The organism is Sphingomonas metalli, assembly GCF_014641735.1.
GTDB lineage: Bacteria > Pseudomonadota > Alphaproteobacteria > Sphingomonadales > Sphingomonadaceae > Sphingomonas > Sphingomonas metalli.
Map to the genome: position 1 here is coordinate 192,244 of NZ_BMIH01000001.1, position 25,046 is coordinate 217,289.

Consider the following 25,046-nt stretch of genomic DNA (forward strand, 5'->3'; position numbering starts at 1 on the left):
GATGCGCGCTTCGATGACCCTGCCGGCGACTGCCGTCGGCCTCGCCCTGGCGCTCGTCGCGCCGCACGCCACGGCCCAGACCGATGCACCGGTGCCGCCCGTCGCCTCCGTCGTCGCGCCGCCGCCGGCCGCGCCGGTGATCGAGGTGGCGACCGGGCGGGGACGCCTCGTCACCCTCTCGCGGCCAATGAGCGACCTCTTCATCGCCGACGACTCGGTCGCGGACGTGCAGGTCCGCTCGCCCACCCAGCTCTACGTCTTCGGCAAAAAGACCGGCGAGACGACGATCTCGGCGACATCGAAGGCGGGTGCGGTCGTGTTCGGGGCCACCGTGCGCGTCGGCAACAATCTCGGCTCGGTCGGGCAGATGCTCGCCCTCGCGATGCCGGAGGCGAAGATCACGGCGACCCCGATGAACGGGATCGTCCTGCTCACCGGCACCGTCGCCGCCCCCGCCGACGCGGCGGAAGCCGAGCGCCTGACCCAGGCGTTCGTCGGCGACTCGACGCGGGTGCTGTCACGCCTTCGCACCGCGACCCCGCTCCAGGTCAGCCTGCAGGTCCGCATCGCCGAGGTCAGCCGCAGCTTCATCAAGAATGTCGGCGTCAACTTCGGCTCGGTCGATGCGACCGGCGGCTTCAAGTTCGGCCTGACCCGGGGTCGTGGCGGCGGCAGCACCTTCACCCCCGGCGGACCGCTCGGCGTCGGCTTCACGACCGGCCCGGCCGGCGGCAGCCTCGTGACGCAGAACAGCAACGGCACCTCCGCCGGCCTCGCCGGTCGCCTGCTGGGCCTCGATCTGCTCGCAGCCATCGATCTGGGCGAGACGATCGGCCAGGTCACCACGCTCGCCAACCCCAATCTCACGGCCCTGTCGGGAGAGACGAGCACGTTCCTCGTGGGCGGCGAAATTCCCATCCTGGTCAGCCAGGGGCTCGGCGCGGTGTCGGTCCAGTACAAGGACTATGGCGTCGCCCTGTCCTACACGCCGACGGTGCTGGCGGACGGACGGATCAACCTCCACGTCCGTCCCTCGGTGTCGCAGCTGTCGTCGGCCGGCTCGATCCAGACCAACGGGACGACCATCCCTGCCCTGTCCACCCGCCGCGCCGAGACCACGGTCGAGCTGGGCTCCGGACAGAGCCTGGTGATCGGCGGCCTGATGTCGAACAACCATCAGAACTCGATCGACAAGACGCCCTTCCTCGGTGACCTGCCGATCCTCGGCGCGCTATTCCGGTCGAACAATTTCCGCCGCGACGAGACCGAGCTGGTGATCGTGGTGACGCCCTATCTGGTGCATCCGGTCGACAGCCCCTCGCAGGTCGCGCTGCCCACCGACGGCTACAAGGCGCCCAACGATGCGGAGCGAATCCTGCTCGGCAAGCAGAGCGGCGGCGAGACGGGCGGCACCCGTCCCGTACCCCGGATGGCCGCGCCGAGTGCCGCCTCCCCGGTGTCGCCACCGGCGCCTGCAGGTGCCGGCGGGGCTCCGATGCTCCGCTCCAGCAAGCCCGGTGTCGCCACGCCCGGCTTCTCCAACTGATCGCCCGAGGTAGCCCTGACATGACCCAGCGTTCGCGTCTTCTTCTTGCCGGGCTGGTGCCGGCGGTCATGCTGGCCGGTTGCGCCGGCACGACCAACCGCGGTGTCGAATCGGTGCACCAGCCGGTGGTCAACCGCACCGACTATGCCCTCGACCTCTCCGCCCCCGGCGGTCGCCTGGCGCCCGGCGAGCAGCAGCGGCTGTCCGGCTGGCTGACGGGCCTGCGTGTCGGCTATGGCGACCGGGTTTCGGTGGATGATCCGCAAGGCTATGGCGCCGCCGCGCGCGACGCGGTGGCGGGCGTCATCGCCGGATATGGCCTGCTGCTCGCCGACGAGGCGCCCCCGTCCGCCAGCCCGGTCTCACCCGAAGCTGTGCGCGTGATCGTCAGCCGCATGCGGGCCAGCGTTCCCGGCTGCGCCGACTGGTCGCGCGACAGCTCGTCGGATCTCGATCAGAACACCTCGTCCAACTATGGCTGCGCGACCAACAGCAACCTCGCCGCGATGATCGCCAATCCGGCCGACCTGATCCGCGGATCGGGCGCGACCGGCGTCGCCGACCCGGCCATCGTCTACAAGACCGTCGATTCCTTCCGAAAGGCCGCGCCCAGTGGTGGCGGCGGCCAGACCGTGAAGGCCGATAGCGCAGGAGGCCGCTGACATGAACGCTCCCTGGAAGCCGGGCGCCCTGCGCGATCCCTTCGCCGCCTATGTCGCCGACGAGGCCACGGCCGAGGCGCTGCGGCCGATCGCGGCCGAGATGGGCTGGTCGATCGAGAAGGTGCAGAAGGGCGGTCTGCGCAGCGCGATCCAGTCGCTGTCGGTCGCGGCAAGCCCGCAGATCCTGTTCGTCGACCTTTCCGACGCCGCCGATCCGCTGAACGACATCAACGCGCTGGCCGAAGTGTGCGAGCCGGGGACGATGGTGATCGCCGCCGGTCAGGTCAACGACGTGCGCCTGTACCGCGACCTGGTGACGAGCGGTATCCAGGATTATCTGCTCAAGCCGATCCATCCGGAAACGCTGCGGCAGGCGCTGAACAACGCGCAGGCGATCCTCAACGCGCCGCGCGCGGCGGAAGCCGCCGAGGACCGCCCGCACGCTGCCGTCGCCGTCATCGGCGCGCGCGGCGGGGTCGGCGCGTCGACGATCGCCGGCTCGCTCGCCTGGCTGCTCGCCGAGCGCGAGCAGCGGACCACGGCGCTGCTCGATCTCGACATCCATTTCGGCACCGGCGCCCTCGCTCTCGACCTGGAGCCGGGCCGCGGCCTGACCGATGCGATCGAGAACCCCAGCCGCATCGACGGACTTTTCATCGAACGCGCGATGGTCAAGGCGTCGGAACGGCTCGCCGTGCTGTCCGCCGAAGCGCCGATCAACGCGCCGCTCGTCACCGATGGCGCCGCCTTCTACCAGTTGCAGGAGGAGATGCGCGCCGCCTTCGAGTGCACCGTCGTCGACCTGCCCCGCTCGATGCTGGTCCAGCATCCGCACCTGATGGCGGAGGTTCAGTGCGCGGTGCTGGTCACCGAACTGACGCTCGCCGCCGCGCGCGACACGATCCGGCTGCTCTCCTGGCTGAAGACCAATGCGCCGCAATGCCAGGTCCGCGTGATCGCCAACCGCATCCAGCCTGCCGGCCAGCCGGAGATCACGCGCAAGGACTTCGAGGGATCGATCGAACGCAAGATCGACTACGCGATCCCCTATGACGTGAAGCTCGCGATCCAGTCTGCGAAGCTCGGCAAGCCGGTCGCGGAAACAGGGAAGAACAGCCGTACCGTCGCTCCGCTCGTCGAACTCGTCACCGCCATCACCGGCGTGATGAGCGAGGGCGAGGTCAAGGCAGAGGCGGGTGCCAAGGCCGATTCGCTGCTCGGCAAGCTGGGCGACTTCCGCGCCCTGCTGTCGAAGCAGCCAAAGAAGAAGTAAGCGGCGATGCTGCCGCAGATCCTGATGGTGGCCGCACTGGCGTCGGTGACGATGGTGCTGCTGGTGCTGGCCCTGTCCGGTCCGTCGGCGACCCGCATCCAGGCGCGTCGCGTGGCCGGGCTGCGGGACCGCCACCGGACCGAGGAGGTCGTGCAGGCGCAGATCAAGGGCATCGCCACCGCGCGCGACAGCAAGATGGACGTGGCCTTCGGCCGGATCCTCCCCAATCGCGAGCAATTGGCCAAGCGCCTCGCCATGACCGGGCGCGACTGGACCGTGGGCCAATATGGTCTCGTCACCGCGATCCTTCTGGTTGTCACCATGGCGGTGCTGTGGCTCAAGGGACTGCCGCTCGTCCTTCTCCTGATGCTCAGCCTGCTGATCGGCGCGGGGCTGCCGCACTTCGTCGTGGGGCGGCTGATCGCGCGGCGGGTGAACAAGTTCACCGTGCGCTTCCCCGACGCGATCGACCTGCTGGTCCGCGGCCTGCGCTCCGGTCTGCCGATCAGCGAGACGATGGGCGTGGTCGGCGCGGAGGTCGTCGGCCCGGTGGGCGAGGAGTTCCGGGCGATCGCCGACAAGATGAAGATCGGTCGCTCGATGGACGTGGCCTTGCAAGAGACTGCGGACCGGCTCGGCACGCCGGAATTCCAGTTCTTCGTCATCACCATCGCCATCCAGCGCGAGACCGGCGGCAACCTCGCCGAGACGCTGGCCAATCTTGCCGATGTCTTGCGCAAGCGTGCGCAAATGAAGCTGAAGATCCGTGCCATGTCCTCGGAGTCGAAGGCATCGGCCTATATCGTCGGCTCGCTGCCCTTCGTCGTGTTCGGCCTGATCTGGTTCATCAACGACAAATACATGCAGAACTTCTTCGTCGACGAGCGGCTGATCGCGGTCGGTGTCGGCGGCATGGTGTGGATGGGCATCGGCGGCTTCATCATGGCCAAAATGGTCAGCTTCGAGATCTGAGGGAAACAGGCGGATGATCGGCCAGACGGGCGGACCGACGGTATTGGGCGTCGATGTGGTGATGGTGGCGACGATCCTGTCGGGCGTCGCCGCCTTCGCCATGGTCGTCGCCATCTACGCGGCGACGACCGTGCGCGACCCGATGGCGAAGCGGGTCAAGGCGCTCAACGATCGCCGCGAGCAGCTCAAGGCGGGCATCTCCGCCTCGACGAAGCGGCGCGCGAAGCTGGTCCAGCGCAACGAGATGACCGATCAGCTGCGCTCGTTCCTGTCGTCGATGAAGATGCTGCAGGACAGCCAGATCAAGGAGGCGCAGCAGAAGCTGCTCCAGGCGGGCATCCGCCGCAAGGAATGGGCCGTCGCCGTGATCTTCGGCCGCCTCGCGCTGCCGGTCGTGTTCGGCACGCTGGTCGCCTTCTGGGTGTATGGCACCGATGGGTTCGCCGAGTGGTCGCCGCTGAAGAAGTACGGCCTCGTCGCGACCACGCTGATCCTCGCGTACAAGGCGCCGGATCTCTTCCTCAAAAACAAGATCACCAAGCGTTCGGACGCCATCCGCAAGGGGCTGCCCGATGCGCTCGATCTCCTCGTCATCTGCGCCGAGGCGGGGCTGACCGTCGATGCGGCCTTCCACCGCACCGCGCGCGAACTGGGGCGCGCCTATCCGGAACTCGGCGAGGAATTCACGCTGACCGCGATCGAGCTGGGCTTCCTGACCGACCGCCGCCAGGCCTTCGAGAATCTCGCCCATCGCGTCTCGCTCGACGCCGTGAAGGGCGTGGTCACGACCATGATCCAGACCGAGAAATACGGCACCCCGCTCGCATCCGCCCTGCGCGTGCTCTCGGCGGAGTTCCGCAACGAGCGGATGATGCGGGCCGAAGAGAAGGCGGCGCGGCTGCCGGCGATCATGACCGTGCCGCTGATCCTGTTCATCCTTCCGGTGCTGTTCGTGGTCATCCTCGGTCCGGCCGCCTGCTCGATCAAGGACGCGTTGCTCAGCGGAAACTAACCGCGCGCGCATCGTTCTCGCTCCGTAACAGGAGAGATGCGATGCTGTTCACGACGCCGACGCAGTTCGTGGTGCTGGGCCTGGTGCTGGTCGCCGGCTGGCTGCTGGGTCTGGCCAGCCATCCCGGCGGACGCCGCTGGAAGGAACGCTACGCCGCCGAGCGCGAGGCCCATGCCGCCGCCCGCCGCGACGCCGACGCGCGCATCGCGGAAGCAGATCGCCGCGCCACCGAAGCGGAACGTGCCCGGGCAGCGGCGCCGGTAGTGACCGAGCGTCCCGTCGTGACAGAGCGGCCGGTCGTCGCCGACCGTGTTGATGCGAGCCGACCGATCGCGGCCAGCGCTGCCCGGCCTGCCTATGTCAGCGGCGAGCGCCGCAGCTGGTTTGACTTCAACCGACCGACGGTTCGCTGAGTCTCACGTCCGAAACACTCGTCGCCCCAGCGAAGGCTGGGGCTTCTCGCTTGTGGCGTGCCGCATGAGCCGCGGGAGATGCCAGCCTTCGCTGGCATGACGAAGCGGGGGAGGCTTTACCTCCCCCGCCCGCTCATTTCCGCGCCAGCGCCGCCTGCGCCGCCGCCAGCCGGGCGATCGGCACGCGATAGGGGCTGGCCGATACGTAATCGAGCCCTACCGTCTCGCAGAAGGCGATGCTGGCCGGATCGCCGCCATGCTCACCGCAGATGCCGAGCTTGATGTCCGGCCGCGTCTTGCGGCCGCGTTCGGCGGCGAGCTCGACCAGTTCGCCCACACCGTCGACGTCGAGGCTGACGAACGGGTCCTTGGCGTAGATGCCTTGCTCGACATAGGCGCCGAGGAAGCGGGCTGCATCGTCCCGGCTCACGCCCAAGGTGGTCTGGGTGAGATCGTTGGTGCCGAAGGAAAAGAACTCCCCGGTTTCGGCGATCTCGCCGGCCTTGAGCGCCGCCCGTGGCAGCTCGATCATCGTGCCGACCAGATAGTCGACCGTGCGGCCGCGCTCCGAGAAGACCGCCTGCGCCGCCCTGTCGACGACCGCCTTCATCAGGTCGAGCTCGCGCTTGGTCGCGACGAGCGGGATCATCACCTCGGGGATCGGCGCCGCTCCCGACTTCTCGGCCACGTCGATCGCCGCCTCGAAGATCGCCCGCGCCTGCATCTCGTAGATTTCCGGATAGGTCACGCCCAGCCGGCAGCCGCGATGGCCCAGCATCGGATTGAACTCGTGCAGCTCCGCGGCCCGGACCTTCAGCGTACCGATGTCGACGCCGGCCGCTGCCGCCACTTCGGCAAACTCGGCCTCTTCGTGGGGCAGGAATTCATGCAAGGGCGGGTCGAGCAGCCGGATCGTCACCGGCAGGCCGGCCATCACCTCGAAGATCCCGACAAAGTCGCTGCGCTGTTCGGGCAGCAGGCGATCGAGCGCCGCGCGCCGCCCGGCCTCGTCGGACGCAAGGATCATCTGCCGCACCGCGGTGATTCGGCCCGCCTCGAAGAACATGTGCTCCGTCCGGCACAGTCCCACACCTTCCGCGCCGAACTCGCGCGCGGTGCGACAATCGTCGGGCGTCTCGGCATTGGCACGCACCTTCAGCCGCCGGACCTCGTCGGCCCAGGCCATCAGCGTGCCGAAATCGCCGGCGAGCTCGGGCTGAACCGTCGCCACCGCCCCCGCCATGACCTCGCCGGTCGCGCCATCGATGGTCAGGATGTCGCCCTCGCGCACCTCGCGCCCGGCAACGCGCATTACTTTGTCCCTGGCCGAAATCGACAGGCTGCCCGCGCCGGAGACGCAGGGCCGGCCCATGCCGCGCGCCACGACCGCCGCGTGGCTGGTCATGCCGCCGCGCGCGGTCAGGATGCCGCGTGCCGCATGCATGCCGTGAATGTCCTCGGGCGAGGTTTCGGTCCGTACCAGGATCACGGCCTTGCCGTCTGCATTCCAGCGTTCGGCGGTGTCCGCGTCGAACACCACCGCGCCCGACGCGGCGCCCGGCGACGCCGGCAGCCCCTTGGCGATGACGTCGCGCGGCGCATCGGGATCGAGCGTCGGGTGGAGCAGCTGGTCGAGCGCGGCCGGATCGACGCGGGCGATCGCCTCCTGATGCGAGATCAGCCCTTCATTCGCCATGTCGACCGCGATCTTCAGCGCCGCCTTCGCGGTCCGCTTGCCCGAGCGGGTCTGGAGCATCCACAGCTTGGTCTGCTCGACCGTGAACTCGATGTCCTGCATGTCGCGATAGTGGTTTTCGAGCGTGTCGAAGACCTGCGCCAGTTGCGCATAGACCTCGGGCATCGCCTCTTCCATCGAGGCTGCCTTCGCGCCGGCTTCCTCGCGGGCCGTGCGGGTCAGATATTGCGGCGTGCGGATGCCGGCGACGACATCCTCCCCCTGCGCGTTGATCAGGAACTCGCCATAATAGGCGCGATCGCCCTTGGACGGATCGCGGGTGAAGGCGACTCCGGTGGCCGAGGTGTCGCCCATATTGCCGAACACCATCGCCTGCACGTTGACCGCGGTACCCCAGTCGGCCGGAATGTCGTTGAGCCGCCGGTAGACCTTGGCCCTCTCCGACTGCCACGAACCGAACACCGCGCCGACCGCACCCCAGAGCTGGTCATGGACGTCCTGCGGGAAAGGCCTGCCCCACTCCTTCTCCACCAGCCCCTTATACTCGGCGACCAGCGCCTTGAGGTGATCGGCATTCAGCTCGGTATCGAGGGTGAAGCCGTTGTCCTCCTTGGCGATCTCCAGAGCCTCCTCGAAGGCGCCGTGATCCAGCTCGAGCACCACGTCGGCATACATCTGGATAAAACGGCGATAGCTGTCCCAGGCGAACCGCTCGTCGTCGGCCGCGCGTGCCAGTCCGACGACCGTCTCGTCGTTGAGACCGAGATTGAGGACCGTGTCCATCATCCCCGGCATCGACACGCGCGCGCCCGAGCGCACCGATACCAGCAGAGGATTGGCCGGTTCGCCGAAGCGCTTGCCGGTCACGCCCTCGATATGGGCGATACCCTGCGCCACCTCGTCACGCAGCGAGTCGGGGAAGCGCTCCCCCTCCTCGTAATAGCGGGCACACATGGCCGTGGAGATGGTGAAGCCCGGCGGCACCGGCAGGCCGATCGACGCCATCTCGGCGAGGTTCGCGCCCTTGCCGCCCAGCAGGTTCTTGTCCCCCTTGCCTCCGTCCGAAACGCCGCCGCCGAAACGATAGACATAGTGGGTCATGCTGCGCTCCATTGCCGCCTCCCGGAAGGAGGACCGATGGCGCCCTGTTAAACAAGTTAAACGCGCGCGTCAGCCCTCGATTTTCGAGAAATCCGCCACGGAATGAACCGCCGCGCGTACGCGTCCGAGCAGGGCGAGCCGCGCGGTGCGCCTGGCCGGATCGGCATCGTTCACCGTCACCTGATCGAAGAAGGCATCGATCGGCGCTCGGAGCGTCGCGAGCGCCGCCATCGCCGCTTCGAAATCCTCCGCCGCAACGGCCCGGGCGGCTTCGGGTTCGGCGCGCTCAAGCGCAGTGATGAGCGCCGCTTCTGCCGGTTCCGGCGCATATGACGGCGCGACAAAGGTGAAGTCGGCCGCGCCTTCCTTCTTCAGGATGTTCGCCGCTCGCTTGTACCCGGCGAGCAGGTTGGCCCCGTCCTCGGTCCCGACGAACGCCTGCAAGGCATGAACGCGGGCGAGCAGCCGGACGAGATCGTCCTCACCGCCGAGCGCGAACACCGCGTCGATCAGATCGTGACGAACACCCGCTTCCCGCTGCTGGACCTTGAGGCGATCCGCGAAGAATTCGAGGACCTCGGCATCAACGGTGCGCCGCAAGGGGAAGCGCAAGTTGTTTTCGAGGATCAACGCGATGACGCCGAGCGCCGAGCGCCGGAGGGCGAACGGATCCTTGGATCCGCTCGGCTTCAGGTCGACGCCGAAGAACTGCATGATGCTGTCGAACTTGTCGGCCAGCGACACCGCCACGGAGGCAGGCGCAGACGGCACCTCGTCGCCCTGCCCGACCGGCTTGTAGTGATCGCGGACAGCTGCCGATACCGCCGCGGACTCTCCTTGCGCCGCGGCGTAATAGCCGCCCATAAGCCCCTGCAATTCGGGGAACTCGCCGACCATGCCGGTGACGAGATCGGCCTTTGCAAGCCGCGCCGCCCGCTCGGCCTGGTCGGGATCGGCGCCGGGAACGATGCCCTCCTTCGCCAGCCAGCGGGCGAGCTTCGCCACACGTTCCACCTTGTCGGCGACCGTTCCCAGCTTCTCGTGGAAGACGATCCGGTCGAGCTTCCGGACCTGCTCCTCCAGCGGCACCTTCAGGTCGGTCTCGTAGAAGAAACGCGCGTCGGACAGGCGCGCCGCCAGCACCTTGCGGTTGCCCTCGACGATCTTCGCGCCGCCGTCCGCCGCCTCGATATTGGCGGTGCAGATGAAGGCGTTGGCCAATCGGCCCTCACCGTCGCGGCAGACGAAATATTTCTGGTTCACCCGCGCGGTCAGCTGGATCACCTCCGGCGGCACGTCGAGGAACGCCGCATCGAACCGGCCGAGCAGCGGCACCGGCCATTCGGTCAGCCCCGCATTCTCGGTAACGAGGCCTTCATCCTCGACCAGCGTCAGCCCAGCCTCGGCCGCCAGCGCGGTCGCGCGGGCGCGGATCAGGGCGCGGCGCTCGGCCTGATCGACGATGACATGGCAGGCGTGCAGCTTCTCGGCATAATCCGCCGCCGATCCGATCGTGATCGGACCCCTATGGTGAAAGCGATGGCCGAGCGTCGTCGCGCCCGAGGCGACTCCGGCGATCTCTACCGGCACGATCTCTTCGCCGAACAGCGCCACGATGCCTTGCAGCGGGCGCACCCAGCGCAGCGACTCGGGGCTGGCCGAGGCGGCGCCCCAGCGCATCGACTTGGGCCAGGGGAAGGCGCGGATGATCGCCGGGATCGCCTCTGCCAGCACGTCCGCCGTGGCGCGGCCGGGCTTCTCCGTCACCGCGAAGAACACGCCGTCGCGCTCGGCGAGTTGCTCGCGCGTCAACCCGGTCTTGCGCAGGAAACCCTCCAGCGCCTGCGCCGGGGCGGAGGATTTCGGCCCCTTGACCTCTTCGGTCACCGCCTGGGTGGCCTGCGGCAGGCCCCGCGCGATCAGCGCCAGCCGCCGCGGGGTCGCGAAGGTCTCGATCGCGGCGGGCACCAGCCCAGCCTTCGCCAGCTCCGCCGTGAACAGGCGCGCGAGATCCTCCCGCGCCTTGTCCTGCATGCGCGCCGGAATTTCCTCGGAGCGGAGTTCGAGAAGGAAGTCGGTCATCGTCACGCCGCCCACCCGTTCTTCTCCATATACGCGGCGCACGCGCCCTTCGCGAGGTCGCGCACCCGGCCGATATAGGCCTGCCGCTCCGCCACCGAGATCACGCCGCGCGCCTGAAGCAGGTTGAAGCTGTGGCTCGCCTTGATCGCCTGCTCATAGGCAGGGATGGGCAGCCCGCGCGACAGGCAGTTTTCGCACTCGGCCGCCGCCTTGCGGAACAGGTCGAACAGCGCGTCGGTGTCGGCGACCTCGAAGTTCCAGGTCGACATCTGCCGCTCGTTCTCGAGGAACACGTCGCCATAGGTGACGCCCCGATCGTTGAAGGCCAGATCATACACATTGTCGACATTCTGGATGTACATCGCCAGCCGCTCCAGCCCGTAGGTCAGTTCGCCGGCGACGGGGCGGCAGTCGAACCCGCCCATTTGCTGGAAATAGGTGAACTGAGTCACCTCCATCCCGTCGCACCAGACTTCCCAGCCGAGCCCCCAGGCCCCCAGCGTCGGGCTTTCCCAATCGTCCTCGACGAAGCGGATGTCGTGGACGGTCATGTCCACCCCGATCGCCTTCAGGCTGCCGAGATACAGGTCCTGCAGGTCGGGCGGCGACGGCTTCAGGATCACCTGATACTGGTAATAATGCTGCAGCCGGTTGGGGTTCTCGCCATAACGCCCGTCGGTCGGCCGGCGGCAGGGCTGGACATAGGCCGCGTTCCACGCCTCCGGCCCCAGCGCGCGCAGCGTGGTGGCCGGATGGAAGGTTCCCGCCCCCATCTCCATGTCATAGGGCTGGAGGATCACGCAGCCTTGCGCGCTCCAATAATCGTGAAGGGCAAGGATCATGCCCTGGAAGGATAGAGGCTGGGTCACGGGTCGGACCTGTGGCCGATGGGGGCCCGCTCTGGCAAGAGCCGCGCGTTGCGCCTACCTCTCGGCCCGAACCTCCGCTGCCGAAGGAAGAGCCGCTTGCGCCTGATCCGTTCCCGTTCCCTGCGCGCCGCTGCCTCGGCGCTGTCGCTGCTCCTTGCGCTGCCGGCTTGCGCCAAGGCGCCGCAGCCCAGCCAGGCGCAGGCGAACGATGCCGATCCCGCTTTGTGGGTGGTTAAGGACAAGGACACGACCATCTATCTCTTCGGCACGATCCACGTGCTCAGGCCCGGCCTGACCTGGTTCGACGAGGCGGTGAAGGCGGCCTTCGATCGTTCCAACGAACTGGTGCTAGAGACGGTGCTTCCCGCCCCTGACCAGATGGCCGATCTGGTCAAGGCCGTCGGGCTGGCTGCGCCCGGCACGCCGCCGCTGAGCGAGCGGATCCCCGCGGATCGCCGCGCCGCGTTCGACGCGGCCGTCGTCGCCACCGGTGCACCGCCGGGCGCGTTCGACCGGTTCAAGCCCTGGCTGGCAGCGACGCAGCTCTCGATCGGCCCGGTCGGCAAGCTCGGCTACGAAACCGTCAATGCGCCGGAAGCCGTGTTGACCGCCGCCGCCAAATCCGCGGGCAAACCCGTGCTGGGGCTGGAGACGCCGCAGCAACAGCTCGGCTATTTCGGAGCACTGTCCGACGGCGCGCAAATGGCGCTGCTGACCGAGACGCTCGACGAGATGCCCAAGGTCGGCGAGACGATCGGCCGTATGGTCGATGACTGGGCCAAGGGGCGCCCCGACGCGCTGGCCGACGAGATGAATGACAGCCTGAAGGCCTCGCCGGAGATCGCCCGCTCGCTCCTGCTCGACCGCAACCGGCGCTGGGCCGAGTGGGTGACGGCGCGCATGCAGAAGCCCGGCACGGTGTTCATCGCGGTCGGTGCCGGTCACCTTGCTGGCCAGGGCTCGCTCCAGGCCCTGCTGGCGCAACGCGGTTTGAAGGTTCGGCGGGTTCGCTACTGACTCCGCGCCGCGGAGGGCGGGATCGACGGCCGACCTTGCCTTTTGGCTCTGCCCCCGCTATGCGCGCCCGCTTCCGGCCATGGTCATCCCTGGAGGCGTGGGCGGAAGATCTGCAACGAGTTTCGGAGAATTACCATGAGCGACACGCTGACGCTCGCAGCCGAGACGCGCGATCGGGTGGGCAAGGGAGCCTCTCGTGCGCTGCGTCGTGACGGCCGCGTCCCCGCCGTGATCTACGGCCAGAACAAGACGCCCGCCTCGATCCACCTCGAGGAGAAGGAGCTGGTCAAGGCTCTGATGACCGGTCACTTCTTCAACTCGGTCGTGATGCTGAACGGCGAGCGGACCCTGCCCAAGGACGTCGCCTTCCACCCGGTCACCGATCGCCCGACCCATGTCGACTTCCTGCGCATCGGCGAGCACACGACCGTCACCGTCGCGGTGCCGGTGGTCTTCGCCGACGAGGACGAGTGCCGGGGCCTGAAGCAGGGCGGCGTGCTCAACATCACCCGCCACGAGATCGAGCTGGTCGTCGATGCTGCGGACATTCCCGCCGAGATCACCGTTTCGCTGAAGGGCCGCGAAGTGGGCGATTCGATCCACATCTCGGACGTCGAGCTGCCCAACGGCGCGACGCCGGCGATTGAGGATCGCGACTTCGCGATCGCGACCATCGTGCCGCCGACCGTGCCGACCGCGGCCGACGATGCCCTCGAGGCCGAAGTCGCGGAAACCCAGTCGGTCGAAGCGGCCGCCGAGGCTTCTGACGAGGAAGACAAGGGCTGATCTCCCTAACCGGGATCGCCTGACGGGGCAGGGTGGCGGCGACGCTCCCCTGCCCTTTTTCGTTGAATGCGGCGAAACGGAGACGAGCGCGATGCAAATTTGGGCGGGGTTGGGCAATCCGGGCGCGCAACATGCGATGCAGCGGCACAATGTCGGCTTCATGGCGGTCGATGCGATCGCCGAGGTTCACGGCTTCGGCCCCGTGCGCAAGCAATTCCAGGGCTGGACCCGCGAAGGACGGGTGGGCCAGCATAAGGTGCTGCTGTTGAAGCCGGCCACCTTCATGAACGAAAGCGGCCGGTCGATCGGCGAGGCGCTCCGCTTCTACAAGCTCGGCGTAGAGGCGTTGACCGTCTTCCACGACGAGCTCGATCTGGCGCCGTTCCGCGTCAAGGTGAAGATCGGCGGCGGCGCCGCCGGCCATAATGGTCTGCGCTCCACCGACCAGCATTGCGGGCAGGACTATCGCCGCGTCCGCCTGGGCATCGGCCATCCCGGGCACAAGGATCGCGTCCATGGCTATGTGCTGGGCAATTACGCGAAGGAGGAGATCGATCCGCTGAGCGACATGCTCGGAGCGGTGTCCGCCGAAGCGCCGCTGCTCGCAGCCGGCGACGATGCGCGGTTCATGAACGATGTCGCCCTGAGGCTCGGCTAGCGCCCACCATTGTAAATGATAGTCGCTCGCAAAGAAGGACATTGCAGTTGATAGTCGGTCGCAGAACAATCAACACTTGCGACTTACTTGCAGATCGCGTGAGAACATCTCGCAAAAGTTGATTATTGTTGTTTTGGGAACTTCTGCTGGGTAATGGCGGTTTCAGCGTTCAACTGTTCAATCTTCGGGAGATCAGCCATGGCTCTTACCACCGCCGGTACCGCCGCTTGCGCCAAGTGCAAGTTCTTCGAGGCAGAAGCCTCGGCCGAGCTCGGCCTGTGCCGCTACAATCCGCCGATCAGCCAGCCGAGCGGCGACACCGCAGGCGTCTGGCCGAAGGTCGAGGCCAGCGACTGGTGCGGCCATTTCGAGCCCGCCACGGCCTGATCCAGCTGGCCGCTCCGATGGGCGGCGCTACAGTCAAAGAGCCGGTCGCGAAGCATCGCGGCCGGCTTTTTTTTTGGCGTGACAGATGTTTTGGGGGGTCGCCGGGAGTTCGGCGTCCGCATGACGAGTCGATGCCGGGGTTAGCGGCGCGGCCCGACGCCTCCCGTGGGCCGGCTATGAAAGAGCCGATGTAGACCCGTCGCCGATCGACGCCTCCGCCATATGCCGGCGTGCCTAGGTGCTTCGTCTCGCTCGAACACACCTAAGGGCTCATGCCTTGGTTAGGACGACGGCCAATCCGACTGCCAGGCGGACGGCCAAAGGCTCCCTGCGCCAGTCTTATTCGTCAGGCAGATCTCACGGGACCGCACCCATTGGTCGGTAAACCGTTCATATGGCCCTGGAAGGCCACGAGTCGGCCGGGCCGCACCGCAAGGGCGGCCCGGACATGGCCTCAGCGCGTCGCGAGCCGGTCGGGGCTCAACGTCAGGGCATGCTGCGCGATCGCATGCGCCGATACGCTCGCACCGGAGGGCATCAGCATCGCGACATCCGGCTGGTCCAACACGGCACGGTACAATTGCCGGGCGGCATCGGCACGTCCGGTGCGACCGTAGACGGCGGCGAGGTTGAGCATCAGTTCGGGTCGACGGGGATAGATGCGGCGCTCGGCTGTCAGCGTCGCTTCGGCCTGCGACAGGTCGCCCTGTGCAATCGCCTGATATCCGGTCCGATCGCCTTGAGCGAAGCCTGCTGCGGGCATCGCCATCGCGACCGCTGCCACCGCCACCATCATCCTGCGCATCACCTTCTCTCCTCGTCTACCCGACGCTCCGCGTTACGGTTTTGTGACACATTGATGTCACTTTGAAGACGAACAGACAAGTGCAATGGTTGCAGCGACGCCGGGCGGATCGCCCCCAAGCGGCAGCGTCGTGAACGCGACACCGGCCGCTCCCGTCCCGCAGCTATGAGATCCGCTGCGCCATCCGGACAGACCGCGGACTGCGCCGTCGTCCGGGCAACCAGCCGGCGTTCAGCCCGAGCGAGAACACCCGACGCCCCGCCGTCATTTTGGATCGACGGTATTGGTGACACCTACAAGCGGTGGTGATGAAGCGACGCAGGGCAGGGCAAGGCGGAGCCCTCGAGATACAGCCTGGTGCGGAGGATGCGACGGCGCGATATCTTGCTGCCGCTGCGGGCCAGTTGAAACCTCGCCTGGTGCAGGCAAGCGCATCAAGCCCGGCGGTCTCCGCGCCTTTTCTGCGCGGTCTCAGCCTTTTGCAGGCGTAGTCCTCGGTTGCCTCTGGATGGACTGAGGTCCCGCCGCGCGTTCGCGAGCGGCCGAGGCAGCGGTATCGGACAGGCCTGGGCCGCCCGACGGCAGAGCCCGCGCACGTCCGGCCACCATCGTCCCGAGGCTAGCGAGGGCGACGGTCTGCGGCCGCCCTCCCCACTACGGTGTCGACGAAGTCCGGCCTTGAGACAAAAAAAGGGGCGGCCCGATGAGCCGCCCCGTCCTGGCGAACCCGAAGGCTCGACCCGTTTCGCGATCGATCAGAAATCGTTGCGATACTGCTCGTTGCCGATGAAGCCAAGCTTGGTGATCGCAGAGCGCTTGATCACCGCCAGCGTGCGATCGACCTGCTCGTAGCGTGCGTCGGGCGCCGGCTGGAAATGGAGCTCGGGCTCCGGGTTCATGCCGGCGGTCTGATCCAGATACTGGCGCAGCGTCACCTCGTCGACCGGGGCGCCGTTCCAGGCGACCGTGCCGGCGGCATCGATGGTGATCTTGTTCTTGTCCGCGTTGACCGGGTTCGCCGGCGTCCGCGAGTTCTGCGGCAGATCCACCTTCACCGCATGGGTCTGGATCGGGATGGTGATGATGAACATGATGAGGAGCACGAGCATGACGTCGATCAGCGGCGTCGTGTTCATTTCCATCATCGGCTCGCCATCGTCGCGGCCTGCGCTCATTGCCATGGCTTATACTCCTCGGTGAGCCGTCAAACGCGCGGATTGGCGCCCGGCGGCGGCTCGGAAATGAAGCCGACGCGCGCGAAGCCGGCCGACTGCATCGTATAGATCGTACCGCCGATGCAGCGATACGGGGTGTTCACGTCGCCGCGGATGTGCGCCTCGGGCAGTTCCAGCCCTGCGGCGTTCGGTCCGCCCTGACGATCGATCTCGGTCTTCAGCTTGTTGACCGCCAGCTCCAGCAATTCCTTGCTGTTGACGCGCGACAGGTTCCAGTAGACCGCGCACTCGCCATTCTCGGAGGTGACCGAGAGGTTGACGTTCTCCGGCTTGGTCTGCGTCGGGTCGAACCGCACGTCGGGAAGCTTGAGCGGCACGGTCTGCAGCACGACCGGGACCGCGATCAGGAAGATGATCAGGAGCACCAGCATGACGTCCACGAGGGGCGTCGTGTTGATGTCCGACAACGGGGTCTCGTCAGAGCTCCCACCAACGCTCATCGCCATATAAGGCAGTCCTATCCTTTAACATGCGCCGCACCCAGACGGGCCCGGCGGGTGGCGGAACCTGCCATGAGCAGGCTCCGCCCCTTGTGATCAGCCGCGGGTCTGCACGCCACCGGCCTGGCCGGCGGTGGTGGTCGCAGCAGCCGGCTTCACCGGAGCCTTGGCAGCCGTCGCGACGGTCGGGCGGACCGCACCGTTCGAGGCGAGGAAGCCGAGCACGTCGTTCGAGAAGGCCGACAGGTCTTCAGCGATCGACTTGTTGCGGCGCTGCAGCCAGTTGTAGGCGAGCACGGCGGGAACCGCGACGACGAGGCCGAGCGCGGTCATGATGAGCGCCTCACCGACCGGACCGGCGACCGCGTCGATCGACGCCTGACCCGACGAGCCGATCTTGATCAGCGCGCGGTAGATGCCGATCACGGTGCCGAACAGGCCGATGAACGGTGCGGTCGCGCCGACCGTCGCGAGGAAGGCGAGACCGCCGCCCAGCTTCGAGTTGATCGCGGCCTCCGAGCGGGCCAGCGAGCCGTGCAGCCAGTCATGCGCCTCGACCGGATCGGTCAGGTTCTTGTGCTGCTCCTGGGCAGCCAGACCGTCGTCGACCAGCTGCTTGTAGGCCGAGTTCTTGTCGAGCTTCGACGAACCCTCGCGCAGGTCGCGCGACTGCCAGAAGCCCTGACGCACGCGCTTGGCCTGGTTGATCACCTTCTGCTGCTCGAAGAGCTTCGAGAACAGGATGTAGAAGGAGACGACCGACATCAGCACCAGGATGGTGAAGACCGACTGCGAGATGAGGCCGCCTTCGCGCAGCGCCGCACCGAGACCGTACGGGTTCGCTTCGGAGCCGGCGGCCGCGCCGCCAGCGGCCAGGATGGTGATGAGCATTGGGGTTGAGTCCTTTGGTTAGATCGTATGACGATGAACGTTGGGCCGTTATTGCGCCGGCATCTTCCACACCACGCGCCGGGACGAGCTCGACCGGATCGGATTGCCCGACTGGTCGAGGGCCGGCGAGTAGCGTCCGCGCCGGGTGATCGCGGCGCAGGCGGCGCGATCGAGCGCGGCGGAGCCGCTCGACTGGGTGACGCGGCAGTTCTCGACGCGGCCCTGGGTGTTGATGTCCCAGGCGATGGCGGTCGTGCCTTCCTCTTCCGCGCGCAGCGAGCTGGGCGGATAGTCGTCGGTCGAGATCCAGTCCGCGGGATTCCCCTTCGCACCCGCAGCCTTGCTGACCACGGGAGCGGCCGGCGGCGCCGGCGGCGCAGGCGGAGCAGGCGGCGCAGGCGGAGCGACCGGCTGCGACGGCGGAATGATCGTCGAGGTGTTGATCGCCGGTGCGGGCACCGGGACGTTCACCACGGGCGGCGGCACGACGACCGTGGTCGGCGGCGGCGGCAGGTTCGGCTGGTCCGGCGGCGGCGGCGGCGGTTCGTCCGGCGGCGGCGGCGGCGGCGGCGGTTCGACGTCAAAGGTGTTCAGATCGCCCGACACCTGCTTGACGTACTTGTACGCCAGGCCGGTGATGAAGGCATAGCCAAGCAAGGCGTGGATGAGCACGACGATCACGATCGCGACCATCTTGCCGCCGCTCATCTTTTGGTCAACGTAGGCCATTCGGCAACGACACTCCCTATGCTGTCCGGAACGCCGACGACACAATGCGGACACGAAGGCCCGCAACGGCGCTGGATCGGCAGCCCTCCGTGAACAGTTACCTGATTCCTACCGTCGAGCCGTTCGTCACGCAAACTCTTTGTCAGACGAAACAAACGTACAATCGCCTACGCGAAGCATATCAACTATGTGCCGCGATGGGACTGGGACAACCGGAGAGTTTATGATCGACGTTAACAGGAGTGTGGCGGTGCTGCTCGTCGCGGCCCTCGCCTGCCCCGCAACCGCCGCACAGGCGCCGGATTCGCGCCCCGTTCCTGCCACAAACGCTACCGGCCCGGCCGCCCCGCCCTATGCCGATCTGGCGGATTTGATCCAGGTCAGTCCGGTCATCGCGGACGCGACGATCCGCTCGACCGCCCGGATCAAGGGCGCCGAGGCCGCGAACGTCCCCGCCGGACGTCAGCGCCTCTATGTCACCGCCGATGTCGGGGCGCTGATTCGCGGTGAGGCAGGCCTGCCGCCCCGCATCGGCTATCTGCTCGACGTCGCGCCGGATGCGCGCGGGCGGATACCGAACCTCAAGAAGATGCGCGTGCTCGTCTTCGCCCGCCGGGTGACGGGCGTGGCCGATCAGCTTCAGCTCGCCGGACCGCAGGCCCAGATCGCCTGGTCCCCCGCTGCCGATTCGCGCGTCCGCACGATCGCCCGCGAGCTTCTTGCCACCGATGCGCCGCCGGCGATCACCGGGATCGGAAACGCCTTCCACGTACCGGGCGCCCTGCCGGGCGAGGGCGAGACGCAGGTCTTCCTCCAGACGCGCGACGCGCGGCCGGTCTCGCTCTCGATCCTGCGCCGTCCGGGTGAGCAGCCCCGCTGGTCGGTGGCGCTCGGCGAGATCGTCGACGAGGGCGCCGGCCCGCCCGCCCGCGACACGCTGCTCTGGTACCGGCTCGCCTGCGGATTGCCGGCCCAGCTGCCCGACACGTCGGTCAGCCAGCTCGGGCCGGACGACGCGGCCCGTGCCCGCGAGGATTATCGCGTCGTTCTCGACGCTCTGGGACCCTGCACCCGGTCCGCTCGCTGAAGCTGCGCCCGATCAGCCAATATCGGTCAGCCGATATCGATCAGCTGACCCGTCACCGCCTCGGCATGCTCCAGATAGGCGATGGCGGCGGCGATGGCCGATTCGTCCACCGCCGGCCCCGTCGCGATCAGGTTGATTCGCATCGGTGCCCGGCGGGCGGCAATATCGGCGAGCGTCGCGGCCAGCAGCGCGCGTGCGGCAGCACCCGCCGGGCGCGGCACGATCGCCAGCGCGGTCGGCCCCTCCGCACGCTCCAACAGGTCCGGCACCGCCGCCGCCGACGCCGCTCGGAGCGGGGCGGTCATCGCCGGTGGCGCGTGAGGGTGATGCCGATTGCCTCCCCGGCTTCGGCGATGGCGAGCTTCACGATCTTGACGGTGACGCTCAGCACCCGCTCGTCCTGAAGGAAGAGCGTGTCGCAGATATGATCGGCAAGTCCTTCGATCAGCGTGAAATGCAGCCCCGACGGCAATGCCGTCGCGGCGCGGCGCAGGTCCATATAGTTCTTCGAGGCCGAAAGGGGGGTGTCCGGCGTGAAGACGTCGGGACAGGCCAGTTCGACGGTCAGCGAGATCCGCAGCGGCTGCGGCAGGTGGGTCTCTTCGGAATAGATGCCGGTCAGCACCGGCACCTCCATGTCATGCACTTCGAGCAGCAGCCGGTCGTTCATGGCGCGGCGTCCTAGGCCCGGGCGGGCGGCAGGGCAATGTCGCGATCGTCCTTGCGCTGACACATGATGGCCCTACAGGGCGCGTCCCGATGGATCATGCGGCAAGGACTATGGACGCAGACGCAGCGCTGACGACGATCGTGCCACTCTCGCCGGATCGCGACGCGGCGGTGGAGGATCTGCTCGACCGGGCCTTCGGACCCGACCGGCGCCTGCGCACCGCCTACAAGGTCCGGGGAAGCAGCGCGCCGATCGCATCGCTGGGCTTTGCCGCGCTCGGCGCCGATGGCGAGCTGATCGGGTCGATCCAATGCTGGCCGGTCGCGCTGGCGACCGACAACGGCGCTTCGGTATCGATGATCATGCTGGGCCCCGTCGCGGTCTCGCCGGACCGGCAGCAGGGCGGCATCGGCCGCCGGCTGACCGAGGCCGCGCTGGCGGCCGCCGAACGGCAGGGGCTGGCCGGGGCGATCATGCTGATCGGCGACCCGGAATATTATGGCCGCTTCTTCGGCTTTTCCGCCGAGCGGACGGGCGGCTGGCGGCTGCCCGGCCCGTTCGAGGCGCGCCGGCTGCTGGCGCGCGGCGACGCCGTGCCGGCGCTGAGCGGTACGCTCGGACCCGATCCGTCTCGCTGACCGGCCTTTACGCCGCCCCCCGCCCCGCCTACCTCGCCCGGGCTATGCCGATGGAGCCGATACCCGACCTCGATACGCTCAGCCTGGCGCAGATCGCCCGGCTGGCGGAAGACCATCGGCTTCCCCCGGTCGAGCAATGGCATCCCGATCATTGCGGCGACAGCGAGATGCGCATCGCGCGCGACGGCACCTGGTACCACCAGGGCTCCCCGATCGGCCGTCCGGCCATGGTCCGATTGTTCTCGACGCTTTTGCGCCGCGAACCCGACGGAAGCTTCGTCCTCGTCACGCCGGTCGAGAAGCTGACGATCGCCGTCGAGGATGCGCCCTTCCTCGCCGTGGCGATGAAGGCGGAGGGCGAGGGCGAGGACGCACGCCTGGCCTTTCAGCTCAACACGGGCGATCTGGTCACCGCCGGCCCGGACCATCCGATCCGTTTCGTCGAGGCAGGCGACGGACCACGCCCCTATTTGCATGTCCGAGGCGGGCTCGAGGCGCTGGTCGCCCGCCCGGTCTATTACGATCTCGCCGGACGGGCGCTCGCTGCGCCCGAACGGCCCGGGATCTGGAGCAACGGCATCTTCTTCCCGCTGGTGGCCGAGTGACGCTGGCCGATCGGTTGCGGCACGCGCTCGACCGCGTGCATGACGGCGCGCTGCTCGCCGCCGATATGGCGGAAATGGCCGGGCAGCCTGCCGACGCGATGGTGTCGGCCGCCGTGCTGATCGCCGTGACCGATCGGCCGGGGCCCGGCATCATCCTGACCCAGCGCACCGAGACCTTGCGGCGCCACGCCGGACAGGTCGCCTTTCCTGGCGGGCGCATCGATCCCGGCGAGACGGCAGTCGAGGCGGCCCTGCGCGAGGCGGAGGAGGAGATCGCCTTGCCGCCCGACCGGGTCGACCTGATCGGCCCGGTCGACCGCTACCGGACCGCCACGGGGTTCGACGTCACGCCCATCGTCGGCGTGATCCCGCCCGACCTTCCTCTGATCCCGGCGGAGGCCGAGGTGGCGAGCGTCTTCGAGGTGCCATTGTCCTTCCTGCTCGACACGCGCAATCACCGGCCCGGCAGCGCCGTCTTCCGCGGCGCGGAGCGCCGCTTCATCGAGATTCCCTGGCAGGACCGTCGCATCTGGGGGGCGACGGCCGCGATGTTGGTCAATCTGTCGCGGCGGCTGCAATGGGCCTGACCGATGCCGTCTTCCTGCCGGCGGCGGACTGGCAGCGTTGGCCGGGGCTGGACCGGCTCGCGGACGCGCTCGGAGCGGGCTCGGGCGACGCACGCTTCGTCGGCGGCGCGGTCCGAGACAGCCTGCTCGGCTGCCCGGTCGCGGATGTCGATATCGCGACCGTCCATGCCCCCGGTGCGGTAATCGATCGCCTCAGGGTCGCATCGATCCGCGCGGTGCCGACCGGGATTGACCACGGCACCGTCACCGCGATCATCGACGAGGGACGGCCGGTCGAGGTCACGACCCTGCGGCGCGACGTCGCCACCGACGGCCGCCATGCGACGGTCGCTTTCACCGACGACTGGCGCGAAGACGCGGGCCGCCGCGATTTCACGATGAACGCGCTCTACGCCGATCCGGTCACGGGCGCGATCCACGACTATTTCGGCGGCCTGCCCGATCTCGCCGCGCGTCGCGTGCGGTTCATCGGCGATCCGCTGCGGCGCATTGCGGAAGATCACCTTCGGATCCTGCGCTTCTTCCGGTTCCACGCCCGGTTCGGCGATGCGATCGATGCCGAAGGCCTTGCCGCCTGCGTCGCGCGGGCGAACGACCTGATGGCGTTGTCGCGGGAGCGGATCGCGGCGGAGCTGCTGAAGCTGCTGGTCGCGCCTGCGGCGGTGCCGGTCATGGCCCTGATGGTCGAACACGGCATCTGGCGCGCGGTCCTGCCGGAGATCGACCGGTCCGGTGCGGAGCGGCTGGCCGCCTTGGCGGAACGCGAGGGCCGGGCCGGGGTCGCGCCCGATCCCATTCGCCGGCTCGCCGCGCTGGTCCCACCCGACTCGGCCGAGAGCATCGGCGCGCGGCTGAAATTGTCCAACGCGCAACGCAAGCGGCTGATCGCGGCGACCGCCGGTCCGGGTGAGGAAGGGCCGCTCGCCCTCGCCTATCGCGCCGGCGTCGAAGGCGCGATCGACCGATTGCTGCTGGCAGGGGAGGCTCCCGCGCAGCTTCGCGACTGGCAGCCCCCCCGCCTGCCGATCGGCGGCGGAGCGCTGGTTGCCCGCGGCCTGGACAAGGGACCCGCGGTGGCGCGCGCGTTGCGCGAGGTGGAGTCACTGTGGATCGCCGAGGGCTTTCCGGACGCGGAGCGGGTCGAGGCCCTGGCGGACGAGGTCGCGGCGCGCCTGCGCGGCTGAACGGCTCAGCCGCGAAGCATCGCCAGCGCCGCATCGGCCTCGAGCGGGCGGGCATAGAGATAACCCTGGCCGTATACGCAGCCCAGCGCGGCGAGGGTCTGCGACAGCTCGACCGTCTCCACACCCTCTGCCGTCGTCGCCATGCCGAGGGCATGCGCCAGGCCGAGGATCGCGCGGACGATCGCCACCTTGTCGCGGTCCGCGAGCATATGGGTGACGAACGAACGGTCGATCTTGAGCACGTCGATCGGCAGCTGCTGGAGATAGGCGAGGTTCGAATAGCCCGTCCCGAAATCGTCCATGGCCAGACGGGCGCCCATATCGCGCAGGGCATGCATCACGCCGGCAATGTGATCGGGATCGCTGACCAGCGCACTTTCCGTCAGCTCGAGCGTGAGGCGATCACCCGACAGGCCGTGCGCGGCGAGGGTGCGCTCGACCAGCGGCACGACGGCGTCGCGCTGCAACTGGATCGCGGACAGGTTCACCGCGACCCGCACGCCGCAATCGCCCCCCGCGACCCGATCCCAGCGGGCCAGGGTCCGGGCGGCCTCATCCATCGCCCAGCGGCCGAGCGGGACGATCAGACCCGATTCCTCCGCGACCGGGATGAAGTCCGTCGGCGGGTGATCCCGCCCGTCCTCGTCACGCCAACGGGCGAGCGCCTCGAACGAGGTGATCGCACCCGTCGTCAGATCGCAGATCGGCTGATAGGCGAGGCGAAGCCGCTCGTCCTCGATCGCGCGGCGCAGGGCCGTTTCCATGCCGAAGCGAGCCCGGGCGATGGTGAAGACATGGTTCTGATAGGCCTCGATGCGCCCCGTCGCCTTGGCCCGCTTGGTGGCGAACTGCGCCTGCCGCAGCAGCTCCTCGAGCTCGTCTTCCTCGTCGCCAAAGGCGATGCCGATCGCGCATTCGACGCCGATCTCGAAATCGGTCAGGCGGAACGGGCTGGCGAGCGCCCGGCGGACCCGCTCGCCCAGCATCATCGCCTCGCCGGGATCCTCGTCGATCGTCAGGAGGATGCCGAATTCGTTCCCGCCGATCCGGGCCAGCATGTCGCGGGCCCGCAATGCACCCTTGATGCGGCGTGCGACGGTGATGAGCAGTTCATCCCCGGCCAGACCGCCCAGACAGGCATTCACGCGACCGAATCGGGCCAGGTCGATCACCAGGACGGCGCAACGACCGCCCTCGGCCGCGCCCGCCTTCGGCTCGGAAAAGCCCTCGCGATTGGGCAGGCCGGTCAGGCTGTCCGTGGTCATCTCGCGGCGCAGGCTGCGCTCCGCGTTCACGCGCGCGGTCTGATCGAGCAGGCTCAGCACGCACCGGTCGCGGGTCCGGACCGAGGCGCGCGCGATCGTGACACGGTAATAGCGGCGTTCGACCCCCTCGCCCTGCGTCCAGTCGAAGTCGAGCCGCTGCTGCTGCCCGGCAAACAGGGTCGCCATGCGGGAGCCGGCCGCCGTCACCAGCGCGGCGTGCTCATCCGGATCGGCGAGACCGGCCAGGCGGAAGGCCGCATTGAATTGCTTGACCACGACCCTGCCGGCCGGCGTCCGCCGCAGCTCCGCCGACGGCACGGGAAACAGATCGAGTCCATGCTCCTCGCCCGAACGGGACAGGCCGATCGCGGCGGCAATCTGGTCGGAAGCGGTGGCCATCGCCCGGTCTATGCCGGGCGGTTCGTTAAGATGCGCT

At 68.2% G+C, this 25,046-nt stretch carries 26 protein-coding genes; 15 read left to right on the forward strand and 11 right to left on the reverse strand.

Annotated elements, in window-relative coordinates:
• Position 1 precedes the first annotated feature (1 nt).
• From IEX18_RS01145 to IEX18_RS01170, 6 genes are read left to right on the forward strand one after another with little or no spacing between them, the layout of a single operon-like run.
• Entirely contained in the window at positions 2–1,546 is a 1,545-nt protein-coding gene (locus IEX18_RS01145) for a type II and III secretion system protein family protein (protein WP_229664289.1), read from the forward strand.
• Positions 1,547–1,566: 20 nt separating this feature from the next.
• Positions 1,567–2,208 (forward strand): CpaD family pilus assembly protein, encoded by a 642-nt coding sequence (locus IEX18_RS01150; RefSeq protein ID WP_188656785.1) that lies wholly within the window; start codon positions 1,567–1,569, stop codon positions 2,206–2,208.
• A gap of 1 nt (position 2,209) precedes the next feature.
• The gene (locus IEX18_RS01155; protein WP_188656786.1) at positions 2,210–3,481 is read left to right on the forward strand and encodes a pilus assembly protein CpaE; all 1,272 of its coding nucleotides are present in this window, start codon (positions 2,210–2,212) and stop codon (positions 3,479–3,481) included.
• A gap of 6 nt (positions 3,482–3,487) precedes the next feature.
• On the forward strand, positions 3,488–4,453 hold the full coding sequence (locus IEX18_RS01160) for a type II secretion system F family protein (protein ID WP_188656787.1): 966 nt from the start codon (positions 3,488–3,490) through the stop codon (positions 4,451–4,453).
• A gap of 13 nt (positions 4,454–4,466) precedes the next feature.
• Positions 4,467–5,465 (forward strand): type II secretion system F family protein, encoded by a 999-nt coding sequence (locus tag IEX18_RS01165; protein WP_188656788.1) that lies wholly within the window; start codon positions 4,467–4,469, stop codon positions 5,463–5,465.
• A 41-nt stretch (positions 5,466–5,506) separates the two neighbouring features.
• Positions 5,507–5,878 (forward strand): hypothetical protein, encoded by a 372-nt coding sequence (locus IEX18_RS01170; RefSeq protein ID WP_188656789.1) that lies wholly within the window; start codon positions 5,507–5,509, stop codon positions 5,876–5,878.
• A gap of 133 nt (positions 5,879–6,011) precedes the next feature.
• On the opposite strand, the gene ppdK is transcribed toward IEX18_RS01170, so the two are convergent.
• The 3 genes from ppdK to IEX18_RS01185 form a co-directional block, all read right to left on the reverse strand.
• The gene (gene ppdK, locus IEX18_RS01175; protein ID WP_188656790.1) at positions 6,012–8,675 is read right to left on the reverse strand and encodes a pyruvate, phosphate dikinase; all 2,664 of its coding nucleotides are present in this window, start codon (positions 8,673–8,675) and stop codon (positions 6,012–6,014) included.
• Between the two features lie 69 nt (positions 8,676–8,744).
• Positions 8,745–10,757: a glycine--tRNA ligase subunit beta gene (gene glyS, locus IEX18_RS01180; protein WP_188656791.1), complete on the reverse strand. Its 2,013-nt coding sequence runs from the start codon at positions 10,755–10,757 to the stop codon at positions 8,745–8,747.
• A gap of 2 nt (positions 10,758–10,759) precedes the next feature.
• The gene (locus tag IEX18_RS01185) at positions 10,760–11,599 is read right to left on the reverse strand and encodes a glycine--tRNA ligase subunit alpha (protein ID WP_188656792.1); all 840 of its coding nucleotides are present in this window, start codon (positions 11,597–11,599) and stop codon (positions 10,760–10,762) included.
• A gap of 123 nt (positions 11,600–11,722) precedes the next feature.
• Between IEX18_RS01185 and IEX18_RS01190 the strand changes: the two genes are divergently transcribed.
• From IEX18_RS01190 to IEX18_RS01205, 4 genes are all read left to right on the forward strand, one after another.
• Complete coding sequence (locus tag IEX18_RS01190; RefSeq protein ID WP_229664290.1) at positions 11,723–12,643, forward strand: TraB/GumN family protein; 921 nt, start codon at positions 11,723–11,725, stop codon at positions 12,641–12,643.
• A gap of 135 nt (positions 12,644–12,778) precedes the next feature.
• The gene (locus IEX18_RS01195; protein WP_188656794.1) at positions 12,779–13,429 is read left to right on the forward strand and encodes a 50S ribosomal protein L25/general stress protein Ctc; all 651 of its coding nucleotides are present in this window, start codon (positions 12,779–12,781) and stop codon (positions 13,427–13,429) included.
• A 91-nt stretch (positions 13,430–13,520) separates the two neighbouring features.
• On the forward strand, positions 13,521–14,087 hold the full coding sequence (pth, locus tag IEX18_RS01200; RefSeq protein ID WP_188656795.1) for an aminoacyl-tRNA hydrolase: 567 nt from the start codon (positions 13,521–13,523) through the stop codon (positions 14,085–14,087).
• Between the two features lie 198 nt (positions 14,088–14,285).
• The gene (locus IEX18_RS01205) at positions 14,286–14,474 is read left to right on the forward strand and encodes a hypothetical protein (protein ID WP_188656796.1); all 189 of its coding nucleotides are present in this window, start codon (positions 14,286–14,288) and stop codon (positions 14,472–14,474) included.
• Positions 14,475–14,928: 454 nt separating this feature from the next.
• Here the strand turns inward: IEX18_RS01205 and IEX18_RS01210 are convergent, their stop codons facing one another.
• From IEX18_RS01210 to IEX18_RS01230, 5 genes are all read right to left on the reverse strand, one after another.
• Positions 14,929–15,279, reverse strand: coding sequence for a tetratricopeptide repeat protein (locus IEX18_RS01210; protein WP_188656797.1), 351 nt, complete (start codon positions 15,277–15,279; stop codon positions 14,929–14,931).
• A 755-nt stretch (positions 15,280–16,034) separates the two neighbouring features.
• A complete protein-coding gene (locus tag IEX18_RS01215; protein WP_188656798.1) occupies positions 16,035–16,460 on the reverse strand; it encodes an ExbD/TolR family protein in 426 nt (141 codons plus the stop codon).
• 23 nt (positions 16,461–16,483) lie between these two features.
• Positions 16,484–16,960: an ExbD/TolR family protein gene (locus IEX18_RS01220; RefSeq protein WP_188656799.1), complete on the reverse strand. Its 477-nt coding sequence runs from the start codon at positions 16,958–16,960 to the stop codon at positions 16,484–16,486.
• Between the two features lie 90 nt (positions 16,961–17,050).
• Positions 17,051–17,845, reverse strand: coding sequence for a MotA/TolQ/ExbB proton channel family protein (locus IEX18_RS01225; protein ID WP_188656800.1), 795 nt, complete (start codon positions 17,843–17,845; stop codon positions 17,051–17,053).
• 48 nt (positions 17,846–17,893) lie between these two features.
• Positions 17,894–18,574, reverse strand: coding sequence for a TonB family protein (locus IEX18_RS01230; protein ID WP_188656801.1), 681 nt, complete (start codon positions 18,572–18,574; stop codon positions 17,894–17,896).
• Positions 18,575–18,797: 223 nt separating this feature from the next.
• Here IEX18_RS01230 and IEX18_RS01235 point away from each other — a divergent pair, with 223 nt between their 5' ends.
• Complete coding sequence (locus IEX18_RS01235) at positions 18,798–19,661, forward strand: hypothetical protein (RefSeq protein ID WP_188656802.1); 864 nt, start codon at positions 18,798–18,800, stop codon at positions 19,659–19,661.
• A 26-nt stretch (positions 19,662–19,687) separates the two neighbouring features.
• Here the strand turns inward: IEX18_RS01235 and IEX18_RS01240 are convergent, their stop codons facing one another.
• On the reverse strand, positions 19,688–19,966 hold the full coding sequence (locus tag IEX18_RS01240; protein WP_188656803.1) for a Rossmann fold domain-containing protein: 279 nt from the start codon (positions 19,964–19,966) through the stop codon (positions 19,688–19,690).
• Positions 19,963–20,331: a dihydroneopterin aldolase gene (locus IEX18_RS01245; protein ID WP_188656804.1), complete on the reverse strand. Its 369-nt coding sequence runs from the start codon at positions 20,329–20,331 to the stop codon at positions 19,963–19,965. Before IEX18_RS01245 ends, IEX18_RS01240 begins: the two co-directional genes overlap by 4 nt.
• A gap of 110 nt (positions 20,332–20,441) precedes the next feature.
• Here IEX18_RS01245 and IEX18_RS01250 point away from each other — a divergent pair, with 110 nt between their 5' ends.
• Genes IEX18_RS01250 through IEX18_RS01265 form a run of 4 tightly spaced genes read left to right on the forward strand, consistent with a single transcriptional unit; the run spans position 20,442 to position 23,345 of the window.
• A complete protein-coding gene (locus tag IEX18_RS01250) occupies positions 20,442–20,969 on the forward strand; it encodes a GNAT family N-acetyltransferase (RefSeq protein ID WP_229664291.1) in 528 nt (175 codons plus the stop codon).
• A 44-nt stretch (positions 20,970–21,013) separates the two neighbouring features.
• Complete coding sequence (locus tag IEX18_RS01255; protein WP_188656805.1) at positions 21,014–21,574, forward strand: DUF1285 domain-containing protein; 561 nt, start codon at positions 21,014–21,016, stop codon at positions 21,572–21,574.
• The gene (locus IEX18_RS01260; protein ID WP_229664292.1) at positions 21,571–22,161 is read left to right on the forward strand and encodes a CoA pyrophosphatase; all 591 of its coding nucleotides are present in this window, start codon (positions 21,571–21,573) and stop codon (positions 22,159–22,161) included. The genes IEX18_RS01255 and IEX18_RS01260 overlap by 4 nt, the downstream gene beginning before the upstream one ends.
• Positions 22,152–23,345: a CCA tRNA nucleotidyltransferase gene (locus IEX18_RS01265; protein ID WP_188656806.1), complete on the forward strand. Its 1,194-nt coding sequence runs from the start codon at positions 22,152–22,154 to the stop codon at positions 23,343–23,345. The genes IEX18_RS01260 and IEX18_RS01265 overlap by 10 nt, the downstream gene beginning before the upstream one ends.
• A 5-nt stretch (positions 23,346–23,350) precedes the next feature.
• On the opposite strand, the gene IEX18_RS01270 is transcribed toward IEX18_RS01265, so the two are convergent.
• Complete coding sequence (locus tag IEX18_RS01270; protein WP_188656807.1) at positions 23,351–25,009, reverse strand: putative bifunctional diguanylate cyclase/phosphodiesterase; 1,659 nt, start codon at positions 25,007–25,009, stop codon at positions 23,351–23,353.
• Positions 25,010–25,046 lie beyond the last annotated feature (37 nt).